Origin of the sequence: Paracoccus sp. MKU1 (assembly GCF_001447385.1) — a bacterium.
In the GTDB taxonomy this organism is placed as follows: Bacteria; Pseudomonadota; Alphaproteobacteria; order Rhodobacterales; family Rhodobacteraceae; genus Paracoccus.
Genome location: NZ_LLWQ01000128.1, coordinates 1 through 1,015 on the forward strand (window position 1 = coordinate 1; position 1,015 = coordinate 1,015).

Consider the following 1,015-nt stretch of genomic DNA (forward strand, 5'->3'; position numbering starts at 1 on the left):
CGACCTGACCGCGCTCCTCGCCGCAACCGGCCGCGCCGAGGCGCTGAGCGAGGCCGAGCGGGCTGCGGCCGCCGAGCAGGGCCGGATTCAGCGCCAGCGCTTCCTGACACCCGGCGCCGGCTACCGGCCCGGCAATGCCCGGATGTTCAACAACTGAGGCGCAACCATGGAGGGCAAGGCGATGGCTCGGCTGATTGCCATCCTGTTCCTGGCGATCGTCATGACCGTGACCCTGATCCGGATGGAACGGAGCGGTGACCTGCCGGTCCTGCCCGGGCGGCAGAGTCAGCCACATGCGGAGGATCCGCTGCGCGAGGGCCAGCGCCGATGCCAGCGGATGGGCGAGGCTGCGGCGGAGGATGCCGAATGCCTGGCGATCTGGGCCGAGACCCGCGACCGTTTTCTCGGGCGGACCGTTGAGCCGGTCTCCCCGGCTTCGTCCACCAAGGGAGAATAGATCGTGGGCGGGTCCGGGGTCATCGACAATTTCCTGGCGGTCTTCACCAGCTATATCGACTCCGGCTTTGGCCTGCTTGGCGGCGAGGTGGCGTTCATCGCCACCACCCTGATCGTCATCGACGTGACCCTCGCCGCGCTGTTCTGGGCCTGGGGCGCCGAGGACGATATTTTGGCGCGGCTGGTGAAGAAGACCATCTTCGTCGGCGTCTTCGCTTACCTGATCACCAATTGGAACAGTCTCGCCCGCATCGTCTTCGACAGTTTCGCCGGTCTCGGGCTGATGGCCTCCGGCACCGGGTTCTCTGCCGCCGATCTCATGCGCCCCGGCCGCGTCGCCCAGACCGGGCTCGATGCCGGCCGGCCGCTCCTGGAATCCATCTCCGACCTGATGGGCTGGGTGGCGGTCTTCGAGAACCTTATCCAGATCCTCTGCCTGTTCTTCGCCTGGGCGCTGGTGATCCTCGCCTTCTTCATCCTCGCCGTGCAGCTCTTCGTCACACTGATCGAGTTCAAGCTCACCACGCTCGCGGGCTTCGTGCTCATCCCCTTCGGCCTC

General features: G+C 66.6%; 2 protein-coding genes and 1 pseudogene. All 3 read left to right on the forward strand.

The window, feature by feature from the left end; genetic code table 11:
• A pseudogene (locus tag AQY21_RS29695) lies at positions 1–157 on the forward strand (P-type conjugative transfer protein TrbJ); the annotation flags it as partial.
• Positions 158–166: 9 nt separating this feature from the next.
• Positions 167–457, forward strand: a complete 291-nt coding sequence (gene trbK-alt / locus AQY21_RS08490) for a putative entry exclusion protein TrbK-alt (RefSeq protein WP_058097268.1) — start codon at positions 167–169, stop codon at positions 455–457.
• Between the two features lie 3 nt (positions 458–460).
• A partial coding sequence (gene trbL / locus AQY21_RS08495; RefSeq protein WP_065169910.1) for a P-type conjugative transfer protein TrbL occupies positions 461–1,015 on the forward strand: 555 nt, incomplete at its 3' end.